Annotated in this window: 13 protein-coding genes and 1 tRNA gene; 11 read left to right on the top strand and 3 right to left on the bottom strand. The window is 61.6% G+C overall.

Annotated features, from left to right (window positions below; translation table 11 throughout):
- Positions 1–203: 203 nt before the first annotated feature.
- The 4 genes from nifJ (at position 204) to RIE53_06655 (ending at position 6849) form a co-directional block, all read left to right on the top strand.
- Entirely contained in the window at positions 204–3839 is a 3636-nt protein-coding gene (gene nifJ, locus RIE53_06670; GenBank protein ID MEQ9104365.1) for a pyruvate:ferredoxin (flavodoxin) oxidoreductase, read from the top strand.
- Positions 3836–4828, top strand: a complete 993-nt coding sequence (locus RIE53_06665; protein MEQ9104364.1) for a dihydroorotate dehydrogenase-like protein — start codon at positions 3836–3838, stop codon at positions 4826–4828. The genes nifJ and RIE53_06665 overlap by 4 nt, the downstream gene beginning before the upstream one ends.
- An 83-nt stretch (positions 4829–4911) precedes the next feature.
- Positions 4912–6645, top strand: coding sequence for a gamma-glutamyltransferase (ggt, locus tag RIE53_06660; protein MEQ9104363.1), 1734 nt, complete (start codon positions 4912–4914; stop codon positions 6643–6645).
- A 3-nt stretch (positions 6646–6648) separates the two neighbouring features.
- Positions 6649–6849 carry a hypothetical protein gene (locus tag RIE53_06655; protein ID MEQ9104362.1) on the top strand — a complete coding sequence of 67 codons (201 nt, stop codon included), beginning with the start codon at positions 6649–6651 and terminating at the stop codon, positions 6847–6849.
- Between the two features lie 7 nt (positions 6850–6856).
- Here RIE53_06655 and RIE53_06650 read toward each other — a convergent pair whose 3' ends face one another.
- The 3 genes from RIE53_06650 to RIE53_06640 form a co-directional block, all read right to left on the bottom strand.
- Complete coding sequence (locus RIE53_06650) at positions 6857–9088, bottom strand: acylase (protein ID MEQ9104361.1); 2232 nt, start codon at positions 9086–9088, stop codon at positions 6857–6859.
- A 5-nt stretch (positions 9089–9093) separates the two neighbouring features.
- Positions 9094–11214, bottom strand: coding sequence for an amino acid permease (locus RIE53_06645; protein MEQ9104360.1), 2121 nt, complete (start codon positions 11212–11214; stop codon positions 9094–9096).
- 28 nt (positions 11215–11242) lie between these two features.
- Positions 11243–11331, bottom strand: a tRNA-Leu gene (locus RIE53_06640).
- Between the two features lie 80 nt (positions 11332–11411).
- On the opposite strand from RIE53_06640, the gene RIE53_06635 reads away from it, so the two are divergent.
- The 7 genes from RIE53_06635 to RIE53_06605 all read left to right on the top strand — a co-directional run bounded on the left by RIE53_06635 (position 11412) and on the right by RIE53_06605 (position 21889).
- Positions 11412–12191 carry a cytidine deaminase gene (locus RIE53_06635; protein ID MEQ9104359.1) on the top strand — a complete coding sequence of 260 codons (780 nt, stop codon included), beginning with the start codon at positions 11412–11414 and terminating at the stop codon, positions 12189–12191.
- Positions 12182–13138, top strand: a complete 957-nt coding sequence (locus tag RIE53_06630; protein MEQ9104358.1) for a calcium/sodium antiporter — start codon at positions 12182–12184, stop codon at positions 13136–13138. Before RIE53_06635 ends, RIE53_06630 begins: the two co-directional genes overlap by 10 nt.
- Before the next feature lie 8 nt (positions 13139–13146).
- The gene (locus tag RIE53_06625) at positions 13147–15282 is read left to right on the top strand and encodes a VWA domain-containing protein (protein MEQ9104357.1); all 2136 of its coding nucleotides are present in this window, start codon (positions 13147–13149) and stop codon (positions 15280–15282) included.
- A gap of 12 nt (positions 15283–15294) precedes the next feature.
- Positions 15295–16506 (top strand): amidohydrolase, encoded by a 1212-nt coding sequence (locus RIE53_06620; protein ID MEQ9104356.1) that lies wholly within the window; start codon positions 15295–15297, stop codon positions 16504–16506.
- A gap of 50 nt (positions 16507–16556) precedes the next feature.
- A complete protein-coding gene (locus tag RIE53_06615; GenBank protein MEQ9104355.1) occupies positions 16557–18809 on the top strand; it encodes a hypothetical protein in 2253 nt (750 codons plus the stop codon).
- Positions 18810–18880: 71 nt separating this feature from the next.
- Positions 18881–19228, top strand: coding sequence for an iron-sulfur cluster assembly accessory protein (locus tag RIE53_06610; GenBank protein MEQ9104354.1), 348 nt, complete (start codon positions 18881–18883; stop codon positions 19226–19228).
- Between the two features lie 21 nt (positions 19229–19249).
- Positions 19250–21889, top strand: a complete 2640-nt coding sequence (locus RIE53_06605) for an ATP-dependent Clp protease ATP-binding subunit (protein MEQ9104353.1) — start codon at positions 19250–19252, stop codon at positions 21887–21889.
- Positions 21890–21898 lie beyond the last annotated feature (9 nt).

The raw sequence follows: 21898 nt of genomic DNA, 5'->3' as shown, positions 1-21898 counted from the left end.
CCATGCCGGGGCAGCGTTTTCGGAATCGTTTCACGCGTGTCGATGGGGACGCCCATGAGGGTTGGACCGTGTGTAGGGACCTGTCCTACACGCGGTTTGGATGATTACCCGCAAGCAGGATGCCGCTGACAGTGCATTTTCATGCTGTCCCGAATTCCACCCCGCAGGATCAATTCCGCGGTTTCAACAGAGAGGTAGACAGCATGTCCGAGCATTTCGTCACGATGGATGGCAACGAGGCGGCGGCCCACGTAGCCTACCGCACCAATGAAGTCATTGCCATTTACCCCATTACACCGGCCTCCCCCATGGGTGAATGGTCGGACTTGTGGAGTTCGCAGGACCAGGCGAATATCTGGGGTACCACCCCTCGGGTCATTGAAATGCAGGCGGAAGGCGGAGCTGCGGGTGCCGTCCATGGTGCCCTGCAATCGGGCGCATTGACTACCACGTTCACGGCGAGTCAGGGGCTGCTGCTCATGATTCCCAACATGTACAAAATTGCCGGCGAGCTGACGGGGACGGTCTTCCACATCGCGGCCCGCAGCCTGGCGGCGCAGGCCTTGTCCATTTTCGGGGACCACAGCGATGTGATGGCCGCACGGGGTGCAGGGTGGGCCATGTTGTTCTCGGGGAATGTCCAGGAAGTCCTGGACCTGGCGCTGATCTCCCAAGCCGCCACCCTCCAGTCGCGGATTCCGTTCCTGCACATCTTCGACGGATTCCGGACATCCCACGAACTGAAGAAGATCGATGTGTTCCCGGATGACGTCATCCGGGAGATGATCCGACCGGAATGGGTGGAGGCCCATCGCAGCCGAGGCATGTCGCCGGACAATCCCTTCATCCGTGGAACCGCACAGAACCCGGACGTCTATTTCCAGGCGCGGGAATCCGTGAACCCGTTCTATACCCAGTGCATTTCCGCTGTCTGTGAACAGATGGACCGGTTTGCCGCACTTACGGGTCGGACTTATCGGCCCTTCGAATACACCGGTTCGCCGACCGCCACGCGCGTGGTGGTCATCATGGGTTCTGGGGCGGAAACGGCCCGGGAGACGGCCACCTGGCTGCATGCGCACGGTGAAGACGTGGGCGTTGTGACCGTCCGGCTGTACCGTCCCTTCTCGACCTCCCACTTCCTGGACGTCCTGCCGGAATCAGTCACGGATATGGCGGTTCTGGACCGCACCAAGGAGCCCGGCTCCAACGGCGAACCGCTGTTCCAGGACATCGTCACGGCGCTGGCCTCCCGAGGCACGCCCATGCCCCGGATGATCGGCGGTCGGTATGGCCTGTCCTCCAAGGAATTCACGCCGGCCATGGTGAAAGCCGTGTTCGAAGCCCTCCGGGAGGAAAAACCCCCACATCCATTCGTCGTCGGCATCCACGACGACGTATCGAACAACAGTCTTTCATGGGATCCGTCGTTTGACATCCTGGGCGCTTCGGTCACGCAGGCGGTGTTCTGGGGACTCGGGTCGGACGGCACGGTGGGTGCGAACAAGAACTCCATCAAGATCATCGGTGAACAGACCCCGTTCCATGCCCAGGGATACTTCGTCTATGACTCGAAAAAGGCAGGCGCCCGTACCATCTCCCACCTCCGGTTCGGACCGGATCCCATCAATGCCCCATGGTTGATTGACCGGGCCCAGTTCGTGGCGGTTCACCAGTTCGGCTTCCTGGAGCGGTACAACACGCTGGAAATGGCGGCTGAGGGTGGTACGTTCCTACTGAACAGTCCGCATGGTCCCGAAACGGTCTGGAGTCACCTGCCCCGTCCCGTGCAGGAACAGATCATCCAGCGTCGACTCCGCTTCTTCGTGGTGGATGCCTATGCATTGGCTGCGGAGTTGAACCTCGGCGTCCGGATAAATACCATCATGCAGGCGGCCTTCTTCCACCTTGCCGGCATTCTCCCACCCGACGAGGCCATCGCCCAGATCAAGGCCTACATCCGCAAGACCTACGGCAAGCGCGGAGAAGCCATTGTCCGCCAGAACAACGAGGCCGTGGATGCCGCCATCAGCCACCTGTTCGAAGTGACCGTTCCCGGAACCGCCACGTCGATGGCCGGACTACGCCCCCCGGTGCCGAGCCGTGCTCCCTCTTTTGTGCAATCCGTCACGGCCGAGATGATTGCGGGTCGTGGAGACGACCTCCCGGTCAGCACCTTGCCGGTGGACGGAACGTATCCCAGCGGGACCACCCAGTGGGAGAAACGGAACATCGCAATGGAAATCCCGGAGTGGGATCCGGATCTGTGCATCCAATGCGGAAAGTGTGTCCTGGTCTGTCCGCATGCGGTCATACGGGCCAATGTGGTCCCGAACGCATTGTTGGCCGGTTCTCCGGAGGGATTCCAGTCCCTGGAGGCCTCCTGGCGCGGCCTCGAAGACCATGCGTATACGCTGCAGGTGTCATCCGAGGATTGTACCGGATGCCAGCTGTGCGTCGAGGTCTGTCCGGCCAAGGACAAATCCCACGCGGGCCGCAAAGCCCTGAACATGATTCCGAATACCGACCAATCCACGGAGCACTGGGAGTTCTTCACCACCCTCGACCCGATTTCCCGGACGTCCCCGCTGTCGTTCTCGAAGGTGAAGGATGTGCAACTCATGGAGCCCCTGTTCGAGTTCTCGAGCGCATGCTCCGGATGCGGCGAAACCCCGTACCTGAAACTGGCCACCCAGTTGTTCGGGGACCGCATGGTCGTAGCCAACGCCACGGGCTGCTCCTCCATTTATGGCGGCAACCTGCCGACGACCCCATGGGCCAGGAACCGGGATGGCCGGGGTCCGGCGTGGAACAACTCTCTGTTCGAAGACAACGCGGAGTTCGGTCTGGGCATGCGGATTTCCCTCGACAAACAGGCCGAATATGCCCGGGAGCTGCTGGGGCGGTTGCGCGAGCCGTTGGGTTCGGGCGTAGTCCAGGCGCTCCTGGACGCCCAGCCGATCTCAGAGGAAGAGATTGCCGCCCAACGGGATCGGATCCGGGACCTGAAAACCCGGTTGAGCCCGATCGGCACCGCCGCGGCTCGGGATCTGATGTCGGTGGCCGATGCGCTCGTACCCCGCAGTGTGTGGATTATCGGCGGGGACGGCTGGGCGTATGACATCGGTTTCGGCGGGCTGGATCACGTGCTGGCCAGCGGACGGAATGTGAACGTACTCGTGCTGGATACCGAGGTCTATTCCAACACGGGTGGACAAGCCTCGAAGGCGACCGGACTCGGGGCCGTGGCCAAGTTTGCCGCCGGAGGCAAGGCCATGCCCAAGAAAGACCTCGGCCTGATTGCCGTGAACTACGGGTATGTCTATGTGGCCCAAGTCGCCATGGGCGCCAATGACAACCAGACCATCAAGGCGTTCCGGGAAGCCGAAGCCTACGACGGGCCTTCCCTGATCATAGCCTACAGCCATTGCATTGCACATGGCATAGACATGACGAAGGGGCTTGAGCAACAGGACCTGGCCACACGGTCGGGCCACTGGCCGCTCTACCGCTTCGACCCCCGGTTGCAGGAAGAGAGACGAAATCCATTCCAGCTCGACTCGAAGAAGCCGTCCATCCCGCTCACGGAGTACCTGTACAACGAAAACCGTTACCGCATCCTGACCAAGATCAATCCGGATCAGGCGGCCCGGTTTGCCCGGCACGCCCAGACGAATGTGAACGAAAAGTGGAAGCGCTATGAATCGCTGGCCAAGCGCGCGGAGATGTCGCCCGAAGAACCCGGCAAAACCGGCCTCCCTCCTGCGGCCGGCCCACCGTCCAAACCCGGCCTCCCGCCCACTGCCACCCTCCCACCCAAACCCGGACGCACACCATGAAGATGAACACCAGTTGGCTCGGGCTGGACTTGCGCTCCCCGATCGTCCCCTCCGCATCCCCACTCTCGGAATCGCTGGATGCCATCCGGACCATGGAGGATCATGGGGCCGGTGCCGTCGTCCTGCATTCGCTGTTCGAGGAGCAAATTGAAGCCGAAAGTCGGCAACTGCATCATTATCTCGAATTGGGGACGGAGAGCTTCGCCGAATCGTTGGACTACCTTCCCGCAACGCATGATTTCCGGAGCACGGCCGAGACGTATCTGGAGCATGTATCGGCCGCAGCCCGATCCGTCGACATGCCCGTGATCGCCAGCCTGAACGGCGCCACGCCGGGCGGGTGGACCGACCATGCCCGCCTGTTGCAGCAAGCCGGCGCGTCGGCCATCGAATTGAACCTGTACCATCTGCCAACCGACATGGATACACCGTCGAATGTCGTGGAGGAGCGCTACCTGGCGGTCGTCCGGTTGGTTCGAAGCGCGGTTTCCATACCGGTGGCGGTAAAGATCTCCCCGTACCTGACCTCCACGGCTCATTTTGCGCAGGAGCTGTGCAAGGCGGGCGCCTCCGGGATCGTCCTGTTCAACCGGTTCTATCAACCCGACATCGACATCGACAGCCTGGAAACCCGTACCACGCTCACCTTGTCTTCTTCGTGGGAGTCGCGTTTGCCCCTGCGGTGGATCGCGCTCCTGTATGGAAGGATTCCCGCCGATCTGGCCATTACGACCGGTATCCATACCCATCAGGATGTGCTCAAGGGACTCATGGCCGGGGCCTCCATCACCATGATGGCCTCGGAATTGCTGGCCCAAGGACTCATCCGCATCGAAGAAGTTTTGACAGCCATGCGCATCTGGATGACGGAAAATGAGTATGAATCCGTGGAACAGATGCAGGGCAGCATGAGCCAGTTGAAGGTTGCCGACACCGAGCGCTGGGAGCGGGCCAACTACATGAAGGTCCTGGGCTCCTGGCCCCGCTAGAAGGCTGTTGAAGACGGGTTGCCGCAGGCGGCTGCTGCGTGCTACCTTGAGGGGTTCTTTTTCACCCTTGCAGTTGATCGTCCATGATCCGTTCCCCATTCCGAGCCGTCGTCCGGGCGGCGGTCGCGTTCCTGCTTGTCATTCTCTTCGTCTGGCCCGCCGAGGCCCAACATGGCCGTGAACCGGTACCCGCACTGAACGGCATGGTCACGTCGTCCCAGTACCTGGGGAGCGAGGTCGGACGTGACATCCTGATGGCCGGTGGTAACGCGGTGGATGCAGCCATCGCCACGGCCTTTGCCTTGGCGGTCGTGCATCCGTCCGCCGGAAATATCGGTGGTGGTGGCTTCCTGGTGTACCATAGTGCGGATGGCGAGGACATTACCGCGTTCAACTTCCGGGAGAAGGCCCCGCTCGCAGCGACCGTGGACATGTTCATGGGCCCCGATGGACAGCCGGACAACCACGCCCACCACCACGCGCTTACGTCCGTGGGTGTACCCGGAACGGTTGCCGGGCTGGCGCTCGCGCATGAGCGGTTCGGCAGCATGCCGTGGCGTGATCTTGTGGAACCCGCCGTCCGCCTCGCAGAAGACGGGTTTCCGTGGTCCTGGGATCTCCGGAACCTGGGCACCTGGTTCCGGGACATGGCAGCGGATGACCCGATCTACGAAAGCAGCGTCCGGGCGTTCACCAAAGGCGATGCCGGCGACTATGCCGTCGGTGAAATCATGCGCCAACCCGATCTGGCCGAGACCTTGAAACGCATCCGTGATCAGGGCCCGGACGGGTTCTACAAGGGCGAGACTGCACGTCTCATGGCCGAGTTCATGCGGAAGAACGGCGGCCTCATCACCGAGGAAGACCTTGCCCTCTACGAAGCCGATGAGCAGGAGCCCATCCACGGCACCTACCGCGGGTATGACATCTACGGCATGTCACCTCCCTCGTCGGGTGGCATTGCAACCGTCACCATGCTCAACATCCTGGAGGGATATGACCTCAAGTCTCTGGGACACAACACCGCTCAGTACCTCCACCTGCTGACCGAGGCCATGCGCCGCGCCTATGCCGATCGAGCCTTGTTCGTGGGCGATCCCAAGTTCAATCCGGACATGCCCGTGGACCGGCTCATCAGCAAGGAGCACGCCAGCGACTTGCGATCAACCATCGATCCGATATCGGCTTCCGTCAGCGACTCCGCCAATTTCAACGGGATCCAGTGGTACGAAAGCGACGAGACCACGCATTTCTCCGTGGTGGATGCGGAGGGCAATACGGTTTCCCTCACGTACACGCTGGAGTACAGCTACGGAGCGCGGATCGTGGTGGAAGGTGCCGGATTCCTGCTGAACAATGAGATGGGCGATTTCAACCCCGTTCCCGGCCTGACGGACTCGCGCGGCAACATCGGCACGGACGCCAACCTCGTGGCACCGCAGAAGCGGATGATCTCCTCCATGACGCCGACCATCGTCGCCAAGGACGGGCGACCCGTCATGGCCATTGGGAGTCCTGGAGGGCGAACCATCATCAACACGACACTCCAGGTCATCCTGAATGTGATTGACCACGACATGAACATTGCGGAGGCTGTGGAAGCACCCCGGATCCATCATCAGTGGCTCCCGGACCGCACGTCGTTCGAACCCGGAATCTCGCTCGATACGCGGCGCCTGTACGAGCAGAAAGGGCATTCCGTCTATGACCGGAATGTGCAGGGACAGGCCATGGGGATCTGGATTGACTGGGAGACCGGTATCCGCTGGGGATCCGCCGACAGCCGTTCATTCGACAGCCGCGCCGTGGGGTACTGAGCCGTGGAAATTATTGTCTTCCTGCTGTCCGTCGTCAACATCCTGCTGGCGTTCTTCGTGCTCTTCGGGGGGCGCTACATCCTGAAGCGGCTGGACCAGGTTGAGGAAGCCGTGCACCAACTCGAAGTCCGCACCATGGGCGGACACACGGATTCAGGAACACCCGCCCAAGGAAAAACCATCAGCGATACCGGGTGGGAATAGGCCGTAATCAGAGACCAGGCCGATAACTCCGTTCCAGGGCGGACTCGATGTCATCCGGATAGAAATACACGGTCCGGAGTTGACCCGCCGCGTACAGTTCCGCCTGGTCATTGAAATGCGGGCTGGCCGGGTCACCGCTCTGCCCACCCGCCGTGATGGCGATGGCCTTCAGGGAGTCCCCGAATTCCACCACGGCCACGAATGAATTGCCACGGGTACCGTAAATCCGCTTGGTGTCGTTGAACGTTCGTTGGCCGTAGGCCGCCAACGAACCCCAGGTGGCGGACGTGAAGCCGACCGGAATGCTGGGCTGGGTGTCGTCGAACGGCTGGACGATATCACCCGTCAACCGCTGGAATCGGTTGATTTCTCCCCACGGCGTATCCCATTGGCCGAAATCATCCACGAGCTTCTGCTTCGCCGCGGCCAGGCTCTCCAGACTCACGTCCTCCCCGTCGGCCGACCGGGCCCGCCGCATGTATTCCGTGCCCCAGAAAATGGCGACGGACGTCGGGACGGAGTCCACCCCGAATCGGCGGTCCCAGTTCCGGAGGAGCTCCACCTGTTCGGCCACCTCCATCTTCACCGGGTCGTCGGCCGGCGCCGCATCATACGCCGCGAACAAGTCAGGCAGCAGCTCATCGAAGGCGGTCAAGTAGGAATCGTAGGCCGCCGCGCGCAGCGATTCAAGCGTGAAGTCCGTGACCCCGTCGAGCACCATGAGGGCGTGCAGGCCGCGGGCGTTCTCGGTGTTCTGCGACATGTACGTCGGGAAATCCGCCTTCTTCGGACTGTTCGCTCCGGTGGCGGAGAACGGCCAGTTGTTGGTGTTCTGGATCCATCCATTCGGCGGGTTCACGATGTGGATGGATTCGTCAATGGAATGCACACCTTTCCAATCGGTGGCCGAGGTGGAGCCATCCACAGGCTGCGTGAAGTCGAATGCGGTGTCCCGGACCGGAATGAAGTTGGAGTGGAAATAGGCAATCGTGCCGTCCGCGTCGGCATAGACGGTATTGTTGGACGAGTTGGTGTGGAACTCCATGGTTTCCCGGAATTCGTCGTAACTCGCCGCCTTCGTACGCAAGTAGGACTGCTGCAGGGCTTTGAGGGGCTCCTCCATGATGCGGAAGGCCACCCATTTGCCGTCCTCTTCCCGGATGACCGGCCCATGGTGACTCCGCCACGTGGTGAACGTGCGCTCCGTCATTCCCGTGTCGGTCTTGACCCTGAGGGTGACCTCCTTCTGCCGGAGGTGTCGGTCCTCCCCGTCGAACCGGTAGAACAGGGAATCGCCCCGCTCCACGACGGTCAGCAGATACTCATCGATGTTGTCGGCCCGACTGGATGTATGCATCCATCCGACCCGTTCATTGAATCCCTGGTAGATGAAGAACTGTCCCCAGGTAACCGCACCGTAGGCATTCAGGCCCTCATCGCTCGTCACATGGACTTCTGCCCGGAAGTAGAATGAAGTGTGCGGATTGATAAGCAGCAAGGCGTTCCCGTTGGCCGTATTGGAAGGCGCAATGGCGAAACCGTTCGAACCCGTGGGTTCAGCCTGGAACCAGGCGGGCTCTCCGTGGAACGCCGGTTCGCCATCGGATGCGGATGCGGTCGTGGCCAGGGTCTCGAGGGGAGCCTGACCGTAGAAACGCTCAAGGTTACCCAACGACACCCGCTCGATATCGCCGCCAATACTTCCCTCGCTGAACGAAAGGGCCATCCAGGGCTCAAACCGATCCAGCACGCGGGGTTCGACCTCTGGATGTGTATGGAGATACCAGTTCAAACCATCGGCCCACGCATCCATCAGGTCGCGTAGCCAGGCCGGACTGTCCGCGTACAACTGTTTGAGTTCGGCTTCATCAATGAAGAGACGCATCCGCAGATCCTGCCAGAGGGCCTCCTCCCCTTCGGCTTCGGCCGAACGGCCCAGCGACGTCAGGAAATTGACTTCAATCCGGTTGAAATCATCTTCCGCCTGGGCGTAGATCATGCCGAATACGGCATCGGCGTCGGTTCGACCATGGACGTGGGGAATACCCCAGGTATCGCGTTGGATGGTCACCGTTTCTGCCCGCGCTTGCCACGCGGCTACCTCCTCGGGTGCAAATCGATCGTCTGCCGGTGCACAGGCACCGATCAGCACCATCAGGGCAACAAGGACCGGTGCCAGATTCAGGTGGGAATTGCGCGGAAACGTATTCGCGGCGGTGGGGACGATCATTCGGGTCATGGGGTTCATTTCTGGTAGGCTTCGCGAAGCGCGTCGATGTGTTTCGGCGTTCCGATTATGGTCAGTCGATCGGATGGTTCAAGTACGGTACGACCATGGGGCACAATGACTTCTCCGTCCCTGCGAATGAGGGCGATGAGCGTGTCGCCGGGCAGTACAAGGTCTTTCAATGCAACTCCGGCCAGGCGGGCTGTCGGACCATCCTGCCGAACGGTGAGTGTGAGCGAGCGTTCATTGCGCAACAGGACATCCCTGAGTTCCTGCTCGTCCCGGGCCTCCCGCCAGGTATCGGCGAAACGGGGCTCATCCACGCGACCGGCAATCTGTGCCAGCATCCGGAGGTGCTGGGCCGGATCCTGTTCCGGACTGACCAGGAAGAACATGGTGCGCACTCCTTTCTCCGGCTCGATGGAACCGGTCAGCGGGTCGTCCGACGGCACAAGGATATCCTGACTGGAACGGACCAGCACCATTTCCCCCTGGTTGACCAGCTCCGTACGGAAATGGGGCAAGGCCACGCCGCGCGTGACCGTGATCGCGCCCGTCTTCGTGCTGTCCATGAACCGACTCGCAATCTCGTCAGCCGACTTGGGCAACCGCTGTGCCAGCAACCGGGATGCCCGGGTAACGACTTCGTCGAACGTCATCTGCTCCTTCACATCCACCACGAAACTGCGAACCACGATTTCCTCGAACGGATCTTCTCCGCGCAGTCCTTTTTCCTTCATGATGTTGCGGAATTCCGTATCCAGGCCGTCGAACTGATGTTCTCCCAGCCGACGGAACCAATGATAAATGGCTCCATCGCGTTCCACGTTTCCCTTCACGTAGTAATTGAACCAAAGCAGGCACAGGACCACGATTCCGGCAGTGAAGAAAATGGACATCCACCCGATGTAGATGATGAGGACGAAGCTCGACAGGATACCGAACACCTGCATCCACGGATAAAACGGCGATTTGTAGCCCGGATCGTAGGACGGTATCCGGCTTTCGCGCATGACGATCACGGCGAAATTGATCATGATGAAAATGAGCAGCTGGAAGGCACTGGCCAGTTTGGCAATCCCTTCGGCGTTCAGGGCCACGATGAAAAGGATCATGACACCCCCCGACACCAGAATGGACCAGATGGGGGTCTTGAAGCGGCCGAGGGTTGCGAACCACGCGGGCATGAGCCGGTCCCTGGCCATGGCCAGGGGATACCGTGAGGCGGACATGAGTCCTGCATTTCCGGTGGACGCAAAGGCGGCGAACGCCGCCAGGACGATCAGCAGGAGCCCCCATCGTCCGGGAAGCCAGTCGAAAAAGGACGCCGCGGCCGTGGCGACCGGTGTCAGGTCGGACTGCAGCTCCACCGAGTCGAGTACGGCCACCATGATGAACACGCCCACGACGTAAACGAACGTGGCCACCACGAGTGACAGGATCATTCCCAACGGGATATTGCGGTCGGGATTCTTGACCTCCTCGGCAATGCTGGCCACTTTCGTGAGCCCCGCGTAGGACACGAACACGAATCCTATGGTGGTCATCAGGCCGGAGACCCCGAACGGCATGAACGGAGTCATCTGGTCACGGGTTTGCTCCATGGTCATGTCGGTTCCGATGAACATGAGCCCCTGAACCACGAACAGCGTGAGTACGACGATAAGGACGGTGACCAGGATTCGCTGCAGGCGGGTGGTCTCCTTCGCCCCGACAACATTGATGACCATGAAAACCACCGTGAGCGCAATCGCCACCCATTTTATGGGCAATTCCACGAAGAATGAGGCATACGCGCCAATGCCGATCAAGGCAAAAGAGGTTTTCAGCGAAAGCGCGAGGAAGGTCCCAAGCCCCCCGATGGTCCCGATCATGGGACCCAGGCTGCGATCCAGGAAGAAATACGCGCCCCCCGCCCTCGGCAGCGCCGTACTCAGTTCCGCCGTGGAGAACAATGCCGGCAGGATGAAGATGCCGGCAAACAGGTACGCGAGGAAGACCGAGGGTCCCGCCTTGGCCGCAGCCAGCCCGGGCAGGAGGAAAAAGCCTGAGCTGAACATGGCCCCGGTACTCACGGAGAACACGTCGAAGAGGCCCAGTTCCTTGCTCAGACGATCTCCGGACTTGAGATTGGGCATGGAGCGGGGTACGTGAAATGGTGGCTGATGGTACCGGGAGCGGGATTCGAACCCGCACGAACCTTGCGGTTCAACGGATTTTAAGTCCGTTGCGTCTACCTGTTTCGCCATCCCGGCTTGGAACGTAGAAACTACCGAGTCGTAGCGTGCCAAACAATGTTCCCAACGCCCCAACTCAGGCCAGGTCCCTCGCCGGCATGCATGACGACGCGGCTCTCTCCTTATTGACCCCGTACGTGGCCCGCTCCCCGGCGCCGTATTCCCGACAGCCGCACGCCGTACTCGCCGTGCTTTCGGACGGGGCCTTCGTACCCGGTGTCCGTGTGGAAAGTGCATCGTTCGGCTTGACCATCGGTGCCGTCCTGAATGCCATCACGACCTCCTACGCGTTGGACCGGACGGATGTGGTAGGCATCGTTTCCAGCCAACCCCTCATGGACCACGACGTCCTCTACGTCCGGCACGCGGTGCCGGACGGGCACGTGCTGGAATCCCGGACGCCTGCCCTGTTGACGGCCCACGCGGGTGCCCTGCCAGAACATCTGCATGAACTGTCTCCGTTCATCCCATTGTCGGGCAACAGCGAGGAGGACCTTGTCCATGCGGCCCGGAAGATCTCAGCTCGGGCCTGGATCCCGGAATCCCGATTCCCCGTGGGGTGTGTCGTACCCTCTCCGGATGAGGGCGTCGTACCCGGCGTGAATGTGGAACACCCGGATTGGGGGCGCATCCTGTGCGCCGAGCGCAATGTACTCGGGACGCTCGTTTCCTACGGACGCCCCGTGCCGGCCATCCTGGCCCTGTCGTGTCCGAAGGAGGAGGATGCCACGCCGTGCGGTGCATGCCGCCAGGTCCTGGCGGAACTTGCCCCCGAAGCCTCGGTTTGGATGGACCGCGGAAATCGCCCCGCAGAGCGTGTTACCGCGGCCTCCCTGCTTCCGAATTTCTTTACCGGTTCCAGCCTGGCATGCTCCTGAATGTCCTCCTTTTCGTGTCGGGGCTCGGAGTGCTGGCCCTGGGTGCAGAGTGGCTTGTCCGGGGTGCCACGTCCGTGGCCATCCGCTTCGGAATCCGTCCGCTCGTCGTCGGACTGACCATCGTGGCGCTGGGTACGTCCATGCCCGAATTCCTGCTGAACGCATTCGCCCTCATGGATGGCGAGGACGCCCTGGCCATCGGCAATATCATTGGATCGAACATCTCGAACATCGCACTCATCCTGGGGCTGAGCGCGATCGTCCTGCCTATTGCGGTTTCCCGGGGTGTGCTGAGACGGGAATATCCGGTCATGATTGCCGTCTCGTTCCTGTTCTGGGCCATGGCGGCCGACGGTCGGATGAGCCGCGTGGACGGGCTCGTCCTGGTTGCGGGATTGATCCTGTTCTTCTTCTGGATGATCCGCAGCGCCCGGGGATCGTCGGACACCCCCGGCGTGGATGTGCCTTCGGCCGATGCCCCTGCACGCACGGGCCCTGCAGCGCGCATCCTCCTGTTGACCGGTGGAATCGCGGCCCTGGCTGTAGGCGCCCGGCTCATGGTCGACGCGGCCGTGTCCATTGCGCATCTCCTGGAAATCCAACCCGTCGTGATCGGATTGACCATCGTGGCCATTGGAACAAGTCTCCCTGAGCTGGCGGCATCCATGGTCTGTGCCTTCAAGAAGGAGTCCGAGATGTCGGTGGGCAACATCGTGGGAAGCAACATGCTGAACATCCTGTTCGTAGTGGGCGTCGTCAGCCTGGTCCAACCGGTCGAGGTTGAATCGTCGTCGGTCCGGATCCACTTCCCGGTCATGTTGGGGGTCAGCCTGCTGCTGTATCCTCTTGCCCGTTCCGGGTACGTGTTGTCACGGGCCGGCGGCGTTCTGCTGCTGACAGCCTTCCTGGCCTACATGGGCTACCTGATTCATCCCTACATCCAGTGAATATGCACTTGTCCTTCAGTTCGTCCCCGTGGTTGCTGCTGGCCTGCGTCCTGCTGGCCGGTGCGTTTGGATGGTGGACCTACCGGACAACCACGCCCGCCCTGTCCGTGGCCCGTCGGACCAGCCTCGGTTCGCTCCGCTTCCTCGCACTTGCACTGGTGCTGTTCCTGCTGTTCGAGCCCCTGTTCACGTCTGAATCGAGCGTGGTTGAAGAACCGGTCCTGGGCCTCCTGGTGGACCGCTCGCAGAGCATGACGTTTGCCGACTCCCTGGACGGTCACCTTTCTGCTTCAGATGCGCTCCGTGCCCTCGATGCCGACACGCAGGGACGACAACGCCGGGTGTTCGTGTTCGATGAGCAAATTGCCGCCACCGATTCACTGGATGCGGTCTCCTTCGAGGGCCGTGCATCCAACCTGGCCGATGCCCTTCAGGAAATGGAGGATGCGCTTGATGGTGAGCCGCTGGGAGCCATCGTGTTGCTGTCCGACGGCATCCACAATGCCGGGGCCAACCCCGCCCGGGTCGCGGAACGGTATCGCGTGCCCATCATTGCCGTGGCCCACGGCGATTCCACCATCCGGCGGGACCTCCGGATTGTCCAACTCGTGACCAACGAATTGGCGTATGCAGGAACGGAAGTGCCCGTCCGGGTCCGGTTGCGGAATGACGGCTTTTCCGAACAGACGGTGGAAATCTCACTGAGTACAGGCGGCGCGAGCGTGGACCGCACATCGGTCCGGATCCCTGAGGGTTCGGGAGAAGTCGTGGTAGACTTGCGTTTCCGTGCGGACACTCCCGGATTGGCGCGGCTCCAGGTGGATATCACCCGATTGGACGGCGAGGCCACCTGGAGAAACAACACGGAATCCATGGCCGTCCAGGTGCTCGATCAGCGGAAGCAGGTCCTGCTCGTGGCCAGCGCGCCCTCCCCGGACGTGTCTGCCTGGACCCAGGTCCTGGATGCCGACCCCGACGTGGATCTGGTAGTCCGGGTGCAGTCCGGCCCCGGGCGGTATTTCGGCGGTGCGCTTCCGGATACGGTCAACGCGTTCGACTTGCTCATCCTGGTCGGCTTCCCGGGCACGGCAACGGATCCGGTCGACTCCCGCACCCTGGTGGATGCCGTGCAGGACGGACTGCCCGTACTTTTTGCCCTGGATCATGCGACGGATTTCCGGATGCTGCAACGGGACTGGGCAAACATCCTTCCAGCCGTTCCCGAAACCATCCGGTCCACCTGGCAACAGGTGGCATTCGCTCCGACTCCGCTGGCGCTGAGTCATGCCATTTTCGAGACCGGAAGCACGCGGGATGCCGGAATATGGCAGCGATTGCCCCCATTGCGGACGAGCGCGACCACATGGGCCACGCGTCCAGGAGCCGATCTCCTGGCAAGCAGCCGTATCCGATCGGTCGTCCTGGAGGATCCCCTGTTCGTTACCGGTCGCACGGGAAGGGCTCGTGCGGCTGTACTCCTGGCCCATGGGTTCTGGCGATGGAAGAATGTGCCCGAAGACCTGGCCGACGAGGCATCGGCCTGGAGCGAGGTTCGCTCCAACCTGCTCCAGTGGCTGTACACGGCCGACGATCAGCGCCTGGTCCGTGTGGAACCGTCGCGGATGGTGTTCTCGGAGGATGAGCCGGTCCAGTTGCGGGGCGAAGTCTATGATGAAACACTGGCTCCCCTTGACGATGCGCGCGTAACCGTCCGCTTGCGCGCCCCGGACGGAACGGAGCTGCCGGTAGGGATGCGGCCCCTCGGCAATGGCCGGTATGAGGGGGACTTCGGTGTCCTGCCTGCCGGAAGCTATACGTATTCCGCGGAGGCCGAATTCAACGGCGCTCTCATGGGTTCGGATGAGGGCGAGTTCGTGGTGGGTGACCGGTCGATCGAGTTCCGGCAGACTCGTGCCGACCATACGCTCATGCGGCAAGTGGCCGCACGGTCGGGCGGACAATTCCTGACGTCGGACCAGACGGCATCCATTGGATCGGTCCTTTCGGAATTGGCATCGTGGCAGCTCAGCGAGCGCGTGCAAACGGCGCAGATCCGACTCTGGCAACGCATTCCGTTTTTGATTCTCGTTGTGCTGCTGCTTACCGTGGAGTGGTTTTTCAGGAAACGATTTGGATTGGTGTAAGGTACTAACTGGATGTCCCAACAGAACACGTCAACGAACGGCACGGTCGTCATAAAAGAAGATCTGGCCACGCTCCTTACCGGCATCCGCCGGCATCTCCACCAGCATCCTGAAATCGGACTCCAGGAGTTCGAGACGTCCGCCTACATCCGGAATGTCCTGGAATCCCACGGCCTCGAGGTGAAGGGTCCGGTGGCCGGGACGGGACTCTACGTTGACATCGTGGGTCAACCCGACGGTCCCATCGTCGCGTACAGGGCCGATATCGATGCGCTACCCACCACCGATGACAAATCCGCCCCCTACCGCAGTCAGGTGGATGGCGTTGCCCATCTTTGCGGACATGACGGCCATACAGCCATTGCCATCGGTCTCATCCTGCTCCTGAACGAGTGTCGGGAAGAACTCCACGGAACCGTTCGCGTGTTCTTCCAGCCCAACGAGGAAGGCATTCCAAGTGGCGCCCCCATGATGATCCGGGACGGCATCATGGACGGCGTGCGGGCGGTCTTTGCCAGCCACGTGGACCCGACCTTGTCCACCGGCGTCTTCGGCCTCATCACGGGACCGGCTACGGCATCGGCCGATCGCTTCCGTATAACGGTCAGCGGCAGTTCGACGGGGCACTCGGCTCGCCCGCATCAGTCAGTTGATACGGTATGGGTCCTCACGCAGATTATGAGCACGTTATACCAACTTGTTGGCCGCCTTTCCGATGCGCGCAACACAGCCGTCATCTCTATCTGTCGGATCCACGGCGGTGAGGCCTTCAATGTCATCCCGGCATCGGTCGAAATGGGTGGGACGGTCCGATGCATTTCGAACGAGGAGCGGGCGCTCATCCGGGAACGGATGGAGCAGATATCCCACGCGATCGGTGAAACGTACGGGGCCCGCGTGGATGTGGATTTCGACATGGGCTCCCCGCCCGTCATCAACGATCCGGCCCTGGTTTCCATCATCCGAACTGTCATCCTGGACCGGTTCGGGCCCGACGCCATTTTCGAGATTCCCCGACCCAGCATGGGTGGCGAGGATTTTGCCCATTATGTGCAGCATGCACCCTGCATGCTGCTCCGCGTCGGTACCTGCAATGGTCCGGCAACGGCGCGTCCGTTGCATGATTCGGCATTCGACCTGGATGAGGCGGCCCTGCCGCTGGCCGCCGACATGTTGGCAGGGACACTGAAAACCGTACTGGAACGGGTTGCAGTTGGCGCCTGAGTGACTCCTTAGGGTAAACGCGTCCGGACATCACCGGGCGCTGCCCTGCCATGTCGCTGCTCCCGTCCCTGTCGATCATGCCCACCCTGCTGGCGATCGTGCTCGCCGTGCATATCGGCGGGTGGCTGACGGCGCTCCATCCAGCTTCTCCACCCGTCGCTCGCGTCACGCTGAATGAATACCTGGCCATTCCGGATACGGACGGCGTGGAATTCATTGAACTGCTCGTGGGGGGATCGGCCCCGCTGGTTGGAAACCGGTTGGCCATCCGCGACGGGACCGCCGCCTGGCGCGTGTTTCCGGACGAAGCGGGCTACATGATACCGGGGCAATATGTCGTGGTGACGCCCGATACGCTGGCCTTCGTGCGACGCCACGGTCCCCTGCCTGCCCAGGCGCTGTTGATTCAACTCCGGCCGTGGCCGACACTCAACAATGGAGGAGACTCCCTGTTCGTCGCGGTCGACGGCCATGTCGTGGATCGCGCCGGATGGACGGCAGCCGATGTCGTACGGGGTACGAGTCGGGAGCGGATTTCCCCGGTCCTGCCGGGAACGCTCGCATCTTCCTGGGCCACATCCACCGCTCCGCCGGGTACGCCCGGCCTTCGCAATGCGACCTATGTTGACGACCGTACGGCTCCCCGCATCCTGGGTGTGGAGTGGGTGCCGCCCGATCGCATCCTGGTCCACGTGGATGAGCCGATTGCCCCGTCGGCCCCGGAGCCCCCCGCCCTCACCCCCGTTCCGGACATCCCGGCAGTGGACCCTTTGCCGCTGTCCTGCGCGGTGCCCGATGAGACCGTCTGCTCCACGCTGGTGGCCCTGGCTCCATCCGGATGGTGGCCGGGACAACAACCCGCACCCAACCGGGCGCCAGACCAGGTGGACATCACCGGCTTGGTGGACCTGTCCGGAAACCGTGCCGGCACCGTCCGCGCCCCAATGCACATTCCTCCCTCGCCGGGTGACCTCATGATCTCCGAGGTCCAGTCCAGGGGAGCGGTGGAGTTCGTGGAGTTGGTCGTGGATGCGGAATGGCCCCTCACATTGCGACAGACCGCATTGTCGACGGTACGATCGGACACGCGGCTGGCATCGGAAGAGGCCCCCCTCCTGCTTCCGCCGGGAGCGGTGCACGTTGTGGATGTGGATCTGCTGGCAACCGGGGAAACCCTGGTGCTCCGGGATGCCACGATCGTCATCGACTCCGTGGTGATCCATCCCGATCTGGAAGATGGGCGTTTCCGGAGCCACACCGACCGTTCGCTCCGACGCGTGGGGGGCGCGGCGCGGGACTGGGCCTCCTCGCTGGTGCCACCCGCCACGCCCGGCACGGATGCGGACCGGGACCTGAGACGCCGCGCCGCGCCCCCCACGCCAAGCACCGACCCGCCCCCGTTGGTGCTGACCGAAGTGATGTACCACCCCCTCATTGACGCCCATGACAACCGGACGGATCAGACCGCCTTCCTGGAGTGGGTCAACCAAAGCCGGGAGCCGGTGGATATACTCGGCATGGTGCTGCTGGATGCCCCCGACGAACGGGGCGATCGGGATTCGGTGCGGCTCGGGTACCAACCCCTCCGGTTGCCTCCGGACAGCACCCTGCTCATTGTCGGAATCCCCGGACACGTGACCGACCAAGAGATCGTCAACCACGGGAACGTCCGTGATTATCTGGCGCGGATCTGGCCGGAAACGCCGGCCACGGACTTCCTCGTTCCGGTCCGTGCATCCCTGGGTCTCCGGAATGACGGTCGGGCATTGATCCTGGTGGACAGGGACGGTCGTGTTCTGTCCAGCGACCGTTATGGACCGGAAGACCACCACCCGATGGTGGCGGTCACGCTGGGGCGGTCCCTCGAACGGCGCCGCCTGCAATCCGGATGGAGCCAGCTGGAGACCAGCACCCACGTGGACGGCGCCACACCCGGCCGTGTGGCGGGGCTCCCTCCGACTGGAGCCGCCCCGGCGGTGCCCGACGGTGGCATAAGCGCCCACCTGGAGCCCCGGTCGTTCTATCCTGATCATCCTGACCTGGGTGCATCCACGCACATCGTGGTCCGGATCCCCGAGGACATGGGCCCGAGAATGGCCACAATCACGGTTTACAATGCGTACGGGCACCCGGTTCGGCACGTCACGGCGGCCCGCCCCCTGTCCGGAACCACAGCCATCCGATGGGATGGCCTGGACGACCGGGGGACCATCGTCCCGGCGGGCATCCACTTCGTTCTCGTCAGCCTCTTGGACGCCCCCACGTGGCGTCAGCCATTGCCAGTCGCGGTTCTTCGCCGCTGACGGCAGCACGGAACAGCCCCCATGGCGCATCGTTGCAGAAGGCACATCAATTTTGAAGCCCGAAACGAGCCATGTCCACAGAAACGTTGACCGCGCCCATCGTCCTGACGGAACGTGCATCGACCGAAATCCGCACGATCATGGAGACCAAGAACATCCCGGAGGGCTACAGCCTCCGTGTGGGTGTCAAAGGGGGCGGCTGTTCGGGAATGAGCTATATCCTGGGCTTCGATCGCATGCGCGATCACGATATCGAATTCGAAGTCGACGGCATCAAGGTATTCATGGACAAACGACACGGCTTGTACCTCATGGGTACCCGGGTCGATTACCAGGACGGGCTGAGCGCCCGTGGATTCACGTTCGACAATCCCAACGCCTCCGCCACCTGCGGCTGCGGTTCCAGTTTCTCGGCCTGAACCGGCCACGACCTCCCCATCATGGAAGGAAATTTTTCAAATCGCGTTCGCGACGTCATCTCCTACAGTCGTGAGGAAGCCATCCGGCTGGGCCACGACTACATCGGAACCGAGCATCTGCTCCTCGGCATCATCCGCGAGGGCGAAGGCATAGCGGTTAAAATCCTCCGCAACCTGGGCTGTGATCTGTTCAAGCTCAAGAAGTCCATCGAGGATACGGTCCGCAGTACCGGGGGCACACTCACCGTCGGAAACATTCCGCTGACGAAGCAGGCCGAAAAGGTGCTCAAGATCACCTATCTCGAAGCCAAGCTCTACAAGAGCGATGTCATCGGGACCGAACACCTGCTGTTGAGCCTGCTCCGGGATGATGAGAACCTGGCTGCCCAGATCCTGCAGCAGGGCTTCTCGATCACCTATGACTCCGTACGCGCTGAATTGGATACCATTATTTCCGGCAAACCCCCATCGGAACGATCCAGCAGCCCGTCGACCGGAATGGTCGGTTCGGCCAAGGGCCCGAGCGGGAGCCGGAGCCAGAGTCCGAAAGAGCGAGGAAAAATGGAAAAGAGCAAAACCCCTGTTCTGGACAATTTCGGCCGGGACCTGACGACCCTCGCCGAAGAAGACAAGCTTGACCCGGTGGTCGGTCGGGAATCCGAAATAGAACGCGTAGCCCAGGTCCTTTCCCGCCGCAAGAAGAACAATCCGGTATTGATCGGCGAACCCGGTGTAGGCAAGACGGCCATTGCCGAAGGTTTGGCCATGCGCATCATCCAGCGCAAGGTCAGCCGGGTGCTGTTCGACAAGCGTGTCGTTACGCTCGACCTTGCCGCCCTCGTGGCCGGCACCAAGTACCGGGGCCAGTTCGAGGAGCGCATGAAGGCCGTCATGAACGAGCTCGAAAAGAGCCCGGATGTCATCCTGTTCATCGACGAGCTGCACACCATTGTGGGCGCCGGGGGCGCATCGGGTTCGCTCGACGCATCGAACATGTTCAAGCCGGCCCTCGCCCGGGGTGAAATCCAGTGCATTGGCGCGACCACCCTCGACGAGTATCGTCAGCATATCGAGAAGGACGGCGCACTCGACCGTCGTTTCCAGAAGATCATGGTCGACCCGGCGACGCCGGAGGAAACCCGCGAAATCCTCAAGAACATAAAGGACCGGTACGAGGACCATCACAATGTCCTGTACTCCGATGAGGCCATAGACCTGACGGTCAAATTGTCGGAGCGGTACATCACCGACCGATTCCTGCCCGACAAGGCCATTGATGTCCTGGACGAGGCCGGTGCCCGCGTCCACCTGAAGAACATCAAGGTACCCGAGAACATCCTGAAGCTCGAGAAGGCCATTGAAGACGTACGTGAGGAAAAAACGCGCGTCGTGAAGAGCCAGAAATTCGAGGAAGCCGCCCGGCTGCGGGATTCCGAGAAAAAGCTCCAGGACGAGCTCGAGGAAGCGAAGTCCCAGTGGGAAGAAAAGGCCGAGTCCGAGGTCTACGACGTCACCGTGGACGACATTTCAGAAGTCGTAGCCATGATGACCGGCGTGCCGGTCGACAAGATTTCCGAGCCCGAAACGCGTCGTCTGCTCCATATGGAGGAGGAACTGCAGGGCTCCGTGATTGGCCAGGAAGAGGCCATCAAGAAGCTTTCGAAGAGCATCCGGCGCACGCGCGCGGGACTCAAGGATCCGAAGCGTCCCATCGGATCGTTCATTTTCCTGGGTCCGACGGGCGTCGGCAAGACCGAGTTGGCCAAGCGCCTCACCCAGTACCTGTTCGACTCACAGGATGCGCTCATCCGCATTGACATGAGCGAGTACATGGAGAAGTTCTCCGTGTCCCGGTTGGTGGGTGCACCTCCCGGCTATGTGGGATACGAAGAGGGTGGCCAGCTGACCGAGAAGGTTCGTCGCAAGCCCTATTCGGTCGTATTGCTGGACGAGATCGAGAAGGCGCATCCGGACGTGTTCAACATCCTGCTGCAGGTCCTTGATGACGGCTTGTTGACCGACGGTCTGGGCCGGCGTGTGGATTTCCGGAACACCATCATCATCATGACCTCCAACATCGGTGCCCGGGACATCAAGAACCTCGGAAAGGGTATCGGTTTCTCGCAGTCCGAACAGGATTTCAATTACCAGACCATGAAGTCCACGGTCGAGGATGCGCTCAAGCGCGTCTTCAACCCGGAATTCCTGAACCGGATTGACGACGTCATCGTGTTCCATCCGCTCGAGAAGAAGCACATCCACGACATCATCGAACTGATGGCGGCCGAGCTCTTTGGCCGCGCGTTCGAAGTGGGTATTTCCGTGGAACTCGAGGAGTCGGCCAAGGCATTCCTCGTGGAAAAGGGCTACGATCCGAAGTTCGGCGCCCGTCCGCTCCGGCGTGCCATCCAGAAGTACGTGGAAGATCCGATGGCCGAGGCCATCCTGGGACACGACCTGGGCGAGGACGATACGCTTGTCATTACCTACGACGAGAAGAAAGACACCGGCGAACTGAGCTTCCGCAAGAAAGCGACCAAAAAGAAAAAGGCGGCGAAGGCCAAGGCAAAAGACGCGGAAGAAGCGGATACGCCGCCGGACGACGATGCTACGCCAGACGCACCAAAGGAAGAAACCGGAGCCGACGCGAAAGGCAATTAGGACCTGAGG

This window comes from Rhodothermales bacterium (assembly GCA_040221055.1).
Lineage (GTDB): Bacteria > Bacteroidota > Rhodothermia > Rhodothermales > UBA10348 > 1-14-0-65-60-17.
The sequence above is the reverse complement of the archived record's forward strand: the minus strand, read 5'-3'. Positions and strand labels throughout refer to the sequence as shown.